Consider the following 6,953-nt stretch of genomic DNA (forward strand, 5'->3'; position numbering starts at 1 on the left):
GTTGGAGTAATGATTATATGGGAAAGAATAGCAATATAACTCTGATATGTACTGCAATAGCATACATTTTATTTGCTGTCTGCTGGGCAGCAAGTGTTGGAGAAAAGGCAAATTGGCTTGGTCTGCTTATTTTAGAGATTTGGGCAATTGTTGTTTTTTTTCATTTTCCTATGTTTTATTTGCGTTATCCCTTTGTTATTTTTACTGCTGTTACCAACATTTTAGGCGTTTTAATTATTGAGCGGACAAGTCTTTTTTTACCAGAATTGAATACATACGGTTATTCCAAACATTCCCTATTCTATTTAGTTTTTACCTGGTTTTTAGTTTTATCATCCATTTATATATTAGAATTTTTTTTACCTTCAAGTGAATCTGTTATTTTTAAGAAAGAAACCTCATTGAACTTAAAAATACGAAATATTGGTGTTCCGATATTTTCAATTGTTGGGATTGTCTTTACTGGATTTTTTTTACTGCAATTTTTATCTGTATTTTTCCATCCTTTCTTTTTAGAGCAGATGGATCGTTTTTTGTATGCTGAAAAATATATTTCACCATTGCAGGGGAAATTGATTGGATATTTTACATACATTCTTCCAGCCATAGTTGCAGGTATTTTTCATTCAAACTATCGTAAGATGAGTTTGAGAGCATTGATAGTATTTGCTGTTTACAAATTTTGGACAGGCGAAAAATTTGGTGCTTTTTTTCTAGTATTTTGCTATATATTTACTATTATCAGTTATTTAAAGCAAAATTTAGATTTAAAATCAACAATCAAATATCTTACTAGAGCGTTATTGGTTTTATTCCTATTAACAGGAGTTATTTTTGGGCATCGTATCCTCTTATATCATTCAACTGTCAGCCAGAATAAAAATTATCTGATTCAGCGGATTGCGCAAAATGGTCAATTGTGGTGGGCCATGTATGATTTAAGCAATGCCTCAAATCTTGATACTTACGAATTAAATGATGAATTAGATATGTTTTTTACACTTAACAATAAGCCTACTTATAAATCTGGAATTTATAAGATCATGGAAAAAACAACGCCATTAGATTTGTTTTGGAATAAAATTAATAGTAACAGCCGGTATGCCGATTCTACATTTGCATCAATATATTATTATTTCAAAGAACCAGGATTGATGATTTCGGCGATTCTTTTTGGCATATTATTTTGGGGACTTACAAGATATTTTTTAGCAGCATATTCTTATATGCATATTCCAGAATTAATCATAAGCGGAAAAATGATGGTAATAATGAACACGGTTCTGACACAATCTGATTTTTATATGATTTTCTCTTATCAAACGATGATCTGTATTTTTTTAATGTTTTTCTTGGGGATATGCAGGTCATATCTTGCTAGAAAAAATGCATTGGGGTAATTATGGGGACTCAAAGTAATTCTATATCTACATCCGGATTTTTAAAATCCATATTAAAATTCTCTGTATCTTCTTGGATTAATTTTTTTATCGGTATTGCTTCAGTAGTTATTACAACGAGACTTTTTACACCGGAAATTTATGGTACATTGAATATATTTAATACAGCAAGTACCTTCTTGGCTAGTTTTGCCTGTCTTGGGCTTGATGGGGCGATGCTACGGTTCTTTAATGAACCGCCAGTCGGGTGGGATAAAAAACAAGTATTTACAAAATGCTTGTTCTACTCTGTATTATTTTTGTTGATCCTTACTTGTTTTTCTTCTGCTTTCTATTATAGAAAGATTTCCCTTACATTATTTAATAGGGTAAGCCTATTTTTTACAGTTTTGTTATCAATGAATGCATTATCTATGGTGGTATTGAACAATTATTATTCTCAATATTATCGGCTTGATAACGATTCTTTGCATTATACTATCCAAACAGTACTGGTTCAATTTTTTTCTAAACTATTTGTGGTAGCAGCAGCATTACTTTCTCCAACAACTGATACGGTATTGCTATTTAATACGTCTGGCCTTTTTGTGCTTATGGTCGTTTATTCGTTTGTCCAAAAAAAGTCAATTTGGCCAGGCCATTTTCATTGGAGCAATCAAGGGTTTGGCGAGGTCTTTCGATATGGGTTATGGGGATGGCCATTATCCATGGCGTTTTCTGCCAGCAGTTTTTTGATTCCTTTTATTATTAAAATCCGTACAGATAGTTACTCTCTAGGTATATTTGCTTCTACAGGTTTTTTTGTTACTGCTTTTAATGTAGTACAAAGTGGTTTTCGTACTTACTGGGCTGCTTTTATGTATGCGCATTACAAAACAGAGCAAAAACGTATCATTCAAGTTCATGATTACATCATTATTTTTGTCATAGCTCTATTAAGTGGTTTTTTGATATTCCAGCATGTGGCATATTTATTTATTGGTAAGGCATTCCAAAGTAGCCGTCTTTTCTTTTCGTTGGTGTTGCTTGATCCCTTAATTATTTTATTAGAACAAACGACAAATTATGGTATGGCATTAGCTAAAAGAAATCGTGAAATGACTGCTATTTATCTTTTAGCGATTGCCTTATATTTAATATTGGCTTATACATTGATTCCTCTTTGTGGATTGCCTGGTGTCGCAATGGCAGCTGCTATAGCTTCTGTTATTCGTTTCACTTTAGCTACATGGCGGGGACAGCACTATTATAAAAGTATTAAAAATATTAAAAAGACTGCAATTGGCGTGGTACTGCTTCTTGTACTTGGCATTTCAAATTATATCTTTAACGATCACTATTACTATGAATTGCTAGTTATATTTTGCATTTGGATTATTATGTTTTTATGTTTTAAGGAAACATTTCGTGATATGATTAGATTCGTTAAAACAACTACTTCTCGTTTGAAAGCAGAAAAATAAAAGAGGGATAGGCATGGAGAAACTCATTTTAATAGGGGCTGGCGGGTATGCCAAATCCATATTAGATTCGATTGATTATTACAATTACCAGGTTGTTGGTTTTATCGATGAAATTTCTAATGAAAAAGATCATTTAGGATATCCGATTCTCGGCAGATCTTTAAATGATTTAGACGATATGCATCAGTATTTTTATTTCATATCAATTGGGAATAATGAAAAACGAAGTATTTGGTATAAACGATTGATTGACAATAAATTACGTTTGATAAATGTTGTGGATCGTAGTGCTATCATTTCACCTCGGGCTGAAATAGGTAACGGCTGTTTTGTAGGTAAGCTAACAATTGTCAATAGTAAGGCCGTGATTGGTAATGATTGTATTGTCAATACAAGAGCGTTGGTCGAGCATGGCTGTACTGTTCATGATCATGTTAATCTTTCAACAAATTCTGTAATTAATGGGGATGTCGTAGTCGGAGAAGGCAGTTTTGTAGGAAGCTGCAGTGTTACCATTGGTCAATTACATATTGGTCAATGGTCAACGATTGGAGCCGGGTCAGTGGTTATTCGCGATGTTGGTGACGGCATAACGGTGGCAGGTGTACCGGCTAAAACTATCAAGAAGGGGGCTATGTTAGGATGAAACATGTTTACATTGTGGCAGAAATAGGGTGCAATCATAATGGAAGTAAGGAACTTGCTCGAATCATGGTTGAAAAAGCAAAAGAATGTGGTGTGGATGCAGTTAAGTTTCAAACTTTTAAAGCGGATGCTTTAATTTCTCGTTATGCTCCTAAAGCAGAGTATCAGAAAGTAACAACTGGTACAGCAGATAGCCAACTTGAAATGACCCGGAAACTTGAATTAGCACCTGCTGACTACTTAGAATTAAAAAAATATGCAGAAAGTTTAGGGTTGGAAGTATTTTCTACGGCGTTTGATATGCCATCCATTAAATTTTTGGAGGAAAATAATCAACATGTTTGGAAGATTCCTTCAGGGGAAATTACAAATTTACCTTATTTGGAGGAAATTGGTTCTTTCCAATGTCCAGATAAAAAAATCCTGTTATCTACAGGTATGGCCAATTTGGATGAAATTCAACAAAGCTTAGACATCTTAGAAAAAGCGGGTACTAAAGCAGATGAAATTACAATTTTACATTGTAACACTGAGTATCCTACACCAGATAAAGATGTAAATATTTTAGCTATTGAGGATATAAAAAAACATTTTCCAGGGTATAAAGTGGGATTTTCTGACCATTCCGTAGGTTATATTGCGGCTGTTGGTGCTTCTATTCTTGGCATCACAATGATTGAAAAACATTTTACTCTGAATAAGGATTTCCCTGGGCCTGATCACAAAGCTTCTGCTACGCCTGAAGAACTTAAAGCATTGTGTCATAATGTACGCAGAATGGAACTGTTGGCTGGAGAAGGGAAAAAAATCGTAACAGAGTCTGAACGTAAAAATAAAATTGTAGCTAGAAAATCTATTGTTGCGAGCCATATAATTAAAAAAGGTGAATTATTTACAATGGATAATTTAACATGTAAACGCCCAGGAAATGGGATTAGTCCAATGGAATGGTATAAAATCTTAGGGAAAAAAGCAGAAAAAGATTTCAGTGAAGAACAGTTGATAGAAGCTTCAGGATTCAGATGGCAAGAATAAGTAAGGAGTTACATAATGAGAAAAATCGCAATTATACCAGCTAGGTCAGGATCTAAAGGGTTAAAGAATAAAAATATTATTGATCTTTGTGGCAAGCCTTTAATGGCTTATTCTATTGAAGCAGCAGTAAAAAGTAAAATATTTGATAAAATTATTGTTTCAACAGATTCAAGAGAATATGGTAGTATTGCTAAAAAATATGGGGCAGAAGTTATGTATCGGACGAAAGAACTTTCAAATGATACCGCAACAACCTTTGATGTTTTGAAAGATCTTTTAAATCGATTAGATACTGAATTCGATTATTTTGTCTTATTACAGCCCACTTCGCCAATGAGAACACATAAGCATATTTTAGAAGCAGTAAACAAGTTTGAGCTGAATTATCAAGCATTTGATTTTCTTGTTTCAGTTAAGGAAGCTGAGCATGCAGGGGTTTTGGTTAAACCAATTGAGAAAGACGAAAGTTTAAAACACTTTGATACGGATTTCTCTAATTATAAGCGACAAAGCTATAAAGCATATTCCCCTAATGGTGCTATTTTCATGGCAAAACCTGCAGCATATTTAAAGCAAAAACATTTTTTTGGTGCAAAAAGCCTGGCATACATGATGAATAAGCAAGATTCTATTGATATTGATGATGAACTAGATTATGAATTTGCTTGTTTCTGCATGAATAAAAAATGAAAGGAAGCAAGGATGAGTAAAACAAAAATTGCTTTTGTAACGGGTTCTCGGGCCGATTATGGCATTATGAGACATTATTTAGGAAAACTAAAAGAAGATGCATCAATTGATTTAGAACTGTTGGTAACAGGAGCATTGCTTGATTCAAGATTTGGCAAGCAAGTAAGTCTAATTGAAAATGATGGATTTCCTATTGGTGTAGAAATTTCTTTGCCTATAAATCCTTCTAGTAATGCTGGTGTCTTGCATACTATGGCAGTTGCGTTAGATAAATTTGGCGAATATTTCCAGAATCATTGCTATAACTTGCTTTTGGTTCTAGGAGATAGATATGAAATTCTACCTGTAGCATTGGCAGCAGCTATGCAACGTATCCCTATTCTACATATTCATGGGGGAGAAGCTACATTTGCTAATTATGATGAATTTATTCGTCATGCTATTACAAAAATGAGTTGGTTCCATTTTACGGCTACAGAAATATATCGAAAAAGAGTTATCCAGTTAGGAGAAGCACCTGAAAGAGTATTTAACTTAGGTGCTTTAGGGGCGGAAAATTGCCTGGAAATTAATGACGCCTTAGTACCTGAGACAGTAAAAAAAATGCCTTCAAAACAATATTTTGTTGTTTTATTTCATCCGGAAACGCTGACTGAGCGAAATCCGGTGGAGCAGGTTAATCAAATTCTGTTGGCGGTAAAAAAACATCCAGAATTTGAGTACGTTTTTCTTGGATCAAATGCTGATACACATGGTGATGAAATTCGTCAAGCTATTAAGAGTTTCGTAAGTGCAAATGATAATGCTAAGTATTTTGAAAATTTACCAACAGATGGTTATCATGCTCTGTTGAAGAATTCTATATGTTTATTAGGCAATTCTTCTTCTGGAATTATAGAAGCACCTAGCTTGGGCATTTATACTATCAATGTTGGTGATCGACAGAAAGGAAGAGTCAGAGGCAACAGCGTAATTGATGTTACTTGCGATACAGCTAGTATTCTTTCTGCAATGGATCAATTGACCATTAAACCTGAAGTAAATCCTTTGGAAAATCCTTATTATCAACCTAATACTGTAGAAAGATATTATAGAAAAACAAAAGATATCATCAAATTAACCCAAGAGGGAATTACAAAATTTCCTAAAGCTTTTTTTGATATCAACTTTAAAATTTAGTTGGTCTGTTACAGAATGAACTTGAATAGTTAACTAAAAAAACAAAAATCCATAGTGAAGTTTCATGTTAGAATGGTTTTGCGACAAATCCTCAACAAAGGGGCTGTGAAGAAATGAGAATTCATTTCTTCACAGCCCCTTCTTTTTTTATCTCTATGGCTCCCTCAACAAAATTTGAGGAGAAAAGAGCATACTTCCCCCTTTCCCCAAAAATCAGCTTTTTTAATTAAGCTGCCATATCCATATGTGCTTGCTGTTTCTTATGGTATTTGTATAAGTTAAAGCCAATAGAAACCAGGAAAACTTCCATTTTCACTGAATCCAGACCTCTTCGGACAATCCGATCATACTCCCGGTCATTTTTTATGACCCCGAAAGTACCTTCTGCCTGTATCGCACGATTCCGTCTCAGCAGGAATCCGCGGCTATCTGTCAGCCGTCCTTTAACCTCCTCATGGAATTTCGTGAGTTCCCGATTCAGGCTGATCCGTTTGTTACGCGGAGTCTTCTTGCATCGTTCTGCATAGGGACAACCGCTGCA

Annotated in this window: 7 protein-coding genes; 6 read left to right on the forward strand and 1 reads right to left on the reverse strand. The window is 34.3% G+C overall.

Going from position 1 to position 6,953, the window contains the following annotated elements; genetic code table 11:
• Window positions 1-17: 17 nt before the first annotated feature.
• Genes ACR0QW_RS03580 through neuC form a run of 6 tightly spaced genes read left to right on the forward strand, consistent with a single transcriptional unit; the run spans window position 18 to window position 6,412 of the window.
• Window positions 18-1,400, forward strand: coding sequence for a DUF6418 domain-containing protein (locus tag ACR0QW_RS03580; RefSeq protein ID WP_432642349.1), 1,383 nt, complete (start codon window positions 18-20; stop codon window positions 1,398-1,400).
• A gap of 2 nt (window positions 1,401-1,402) precedes the next feature.
• Complete coding sequence (locus ACR0QW_RS03585) at window positions 1,403-2,863, forward strand: lipopolysaccharide biosynthesis protein (protein WP_432642350.1); 1,461 nt, start codon at window positions 1,403-1,405, stop codon at window positions 2,861-2,863.
• A gap of 13 nt (window positions 2,864-2,876) precedes the next feature.
• Window positions 2,877-3,509, forward strand: coding sequence for an acetyltransferase (locus ACR0QW_RS03590; RefSeq protein WP_432642351.1), 633 nt, complete (start codon window positions 2,877-2,879; stop codon window positions 3,507-3,509).
• Window positions 3,506-4,543: an N-acetylneuraminate synthase gene (neuB, locus tag ACR0QW_RS03595; RefSeq protein ID WP_432642352.1), complete on the forward strand. Its 1,038-nt coding sequence runs from the start codon at window positions 3,506-3,508 to the stop codon at window positions 4,541-4,543. The genes ACR0QW_RS03590 and neuB overlap by 4 nt, the downstream gene beginning before the upstream one ends.
• Window positions 4,544-4,558: 15 nt before the next feature.
• Complete coding sequence (locus ACR0QW_RS03600; RefSeq protein WP_432642353.1) at window positions 4,559-5,233, forward strand: cytidylyltransferase domain-containing protein; 675 nt, start codon at window positions 4,559-4,561, stop codon at window positions 5,231-5,233.
• 12 nt (window positions 5,234-5,245) lie between these two features.
• Window positions 5,246-6,412, forward strand: a complete 1,167-nt coding sequence (gene neuC, locus ACR0QW_RS03605; RefSeq protein WP_432642354.1) for a UDP-N-acetylglucosamine 2-epimerase — start codon at window positions 5,246-5,248, stop codon at window positions 6,410-6,412.
• Between the two features lie 226 nt (window positions 6,413-6,638).
• Here neuC and ACR0QW_RS03610 read toward each other — a convergent pair.
• On the reverse strand, window positions 6,639-6,953 hold a 315-nt coding region (locus ACR0QW_RS03610), incomplete at its 5' end, for a transposase (protein WP_432642355.1).

The organism is Acidaminococcus sp. (assembly GCF_050873445.1).
GTDB lineage: Bacteria > Bacillota > Negativicutes > Acidaminococcales > Acidaminococcaceae > Acidaminococcus.